We start from the raw sequence: 2914 nt of genomic DNA on the forward strand, positions 1-2914 counted from the left end.
TACGAAGTCAGCAAAACATTTTCAGACCAAAAAGGCTGTCAAGTCTTATTTGCGGCAGGGTGCTGAATAGTTACATTATAAATAGTTGGGAAAATGACCGAGAACCGCTCTCCATCCCATTCACAAACCAATGACCACTTAAGCGATGAGCCCGAGAGAAGGGTTCCGGCTGATTGGCAAGGAGAATAGGTAAAGTTGTTTTGCTTCATTAAGAAGAACCACTTCAGCAGCTAAACCACACCTCTTGATCTGTTGATACCCGCAATAATCAGCTGCTATCTTGAAAATGTGTTGTTATTTCGACAACACCATGCCATCATATCCGCTATTTCAAACCGCCCCCATGGGCAGAAAAAACGCCTGTTAGCAAAGATCCAAGGAGATGCAGACCATGACCAGCCAAGACCCCACCACTCCCAGCTTTGATTTTTTCAGCCGATTTGGTCGGGAAGCGGGAAAAATATTTGTGGGACGGCAAGGGGAGTTGGCGGCGGTGGAGTCGGCTCTCGGCGACCGCAAGCACCTGCTCTTCATCGGTCCCCGGGGGGTGGGAAAGACCTATTTTACCCATCGCTGCGCGGAAAATTATCGCCAAGCCCCCGCCCACAACCAACGCCGGGTGATTCCCATCCGTCTGGATGAAGATTTTCGGGATTTTTCCGATATCACTCAGTTCATTCTGGATGTCTATCAAAAATTTGGAGAGGGAATCGCTGAATTCGAACCCCGCCGCTCAACCGCCATCGCCGGGAAAAGCACCCGGCGGGAAGGGGAGTTGGGGGCTGTGGCGGCCATTCGGGATATGATGCGGGAGGAGGGGTGGACCCATCGAAAACTCATCGATACCGTCACCCAGGGCATTTTGGGCTCCCGGGAAGAGCTGGGCTTTCCCCCGAAAAATACCCCGGAATACCGGATCGCGGTGTTTGTGGAAAATCTCGATCTCTTCATCGAGCGGATCCTCAGCAACCGCAAAGAGGATATCGAACACTTTTTACTCTTCCTCGATAAAGCCCAAATCACCCTGATCGCCACCTCCACCACCCATCCCAAACTGTTGAAAGACCAAAACAGCCTCTTTCACCAACAGTTTGAGGTGCGCCCCATCCAGGAATTTTCGGTGGCGGAATCCCGGGAATTTTTGGAACGCCTGGCCGACTCCCGCAACGACGTCTCCTTCCGCCAGGATTTGGGGCAAAATCCGATCATTCTCGATATGATCCACCCCTTCACCAACGGCAACGCCCGGATGCTGGCGATGTTTTACAAGGCGCTCCGGGGGCAAAAAAAAGGCGAGATCGAAAAGGCCATTGCCGATCTCCTGGTGGATCTCACCCCCTATTATCAGGATCGCCTGAAGCAACACGGGCTCGTGGGTTTGCGCCACGAAGTGCTGATCCAGATGGTCAAAAACCAAGCCCCGGTCTCCCAAAAAGCCATCGCCAATCAGCTCAAACGCAACAAAAATTCCATCCGCTCCGCCATGTCCTGGCTGGTGGAACATCACTATGCCAAGCCCCACGGCGACAAGGGCAAAGAGCAAAAATATGTCATCAAATACACCATGTTCCGCATGTGGATGGAGGTGCGCCAGTCCATGGACTCCTTCAACCGCATCTCCGCCCTGATCCAGTTTTTCCAATCCTTCTATGGTGGGGAGGAAGCCTCACGGGAATATACCCACCGGTTGGGGGATATGTCCTTCCGGGGTACCGCCCTGGAAGACAACAAGGCGCTGATGAATCTCTTCGACATGGAGCGCTACAGCAGTCTTGATCCCGAATATGTCAAAAAAGCCCGGGAATATGTGGCCAACAACGACCCAGAAGGGATGCGCTCCCTGCACAACGGCTTTCGGGGTGGGGCGGCGTTCGGGCCGGATCCGGAAGGCAACTTTAATCTATTCAACGCCCTCTGCCTCTTCATGGTGCGGGATTTTCACGAAGCCAACGCGCTGTTCCAAGAGCTGTTCCAAAAAGATCAGGTACAGGCCGACCCCATCTGGTGGGTCTATTCCCGCTCCCTGTTCCTGGCGCAGGAGAGCTTGGGAACCATCGAAAAGTTTAATGATAAATGGCGCAAAGCCAAACCGGAAACCCGGGAGCCGATCTACCATCAGGGGGTGATTCTGCTCCTCCAGAGGCGCTATACCGAGGCCGCCACCGCCTTCGACCAGGCCATCGACGCCCCGGCCCAGGAGTGGGGCGTGCGCAAACCGGTAATTCTGGGTAACAAGGGGCAGGCCCTGCTTCTGAACGATCAGCCCGAAGCCGCCCTGGCCTGCTGTGAAGAGGCACTGGCCCAGAAGGGGGGGAACGACATTCCCCAGATTCACCGCAATCTGGTGGCGATCCATCTACGCCTGAACAATCCACAGGCCGCCCACAAACACCTCCAAGCCACCATCGCCTGCCTGGAACAACCCCAGGACAGCCGCAACCTGGATATGGATTTGGGCACTCTCTTCGATGCCATCGACGACGACAGCCCCCTGGCCGACGACGGGGTGCGCCTGGTAGTGGCCTTCATCCAAGCCACCCGCATCAACCTCAACCGTACCCGCATCCAACGACTGCTCAACAATCTGATCAGCCAGAGCAAGCTGGGCATCGCCCAAAAGATGATCGATGCCCTGAAAAACGATCCCGGCAAACTTTCCGAGCAGTTTCTGCCCTATATCCACGCCTTTGAAATCCACCGCAAGGAGTCCATCAAAGAGCGCAACGTCTATAAGAAAAATCTCCTGCCGGAATATCGGGAAGCGGTGGAAATCATCCTGCAACTGGTTTCCAGTGCTGGATAGGGATGGGGGGGGATTATTGGCTGGATGGGGGTAATATAGCAGTTCTATCTCAAAACTGGACACTCTTCCCTGACTCGTCATCCCCGCGAAGGCGGGGATCCAGGGAGCTGA

1 protein-coding gene is annotated in these 2914 nt (G+C 54.5%); it reads left to right on the forward strand.

What is annotated here, in order from left to right; genetic code table 11:
- Positions 1-391: 391 nt before the first annotated feature.
- Positions 392-2803, forward strand: a complete 2412-nt coding sequence (locus HQL52_20235) for an ATP-binding protein (GenBank protein ID MBF0371770.1) — start codon at positions 392-394, stop codon at positions 2801-2803.
- Positions 2804-2914 lie beyond the last annotated feature (111 nt).

The organism is Magnetococcales bacterium (assembly GCA_015232395.1).
In the GTDB taxonomy this organism is placed as follows: domain Bacteria; phylum Pseudomonadota; class Magnetococcia; order Magnetococcales; family JADFZT01; genus JADFZT01.

Coding starts and splice junctions, on each gene's coding strand:
- HQL52_20235 (MBF0371770.1), top strand. CDS start 392: ATGACCAGCCAAGACCCCACCACTCCCAGCTTTGATTTTTTCAGCCGA.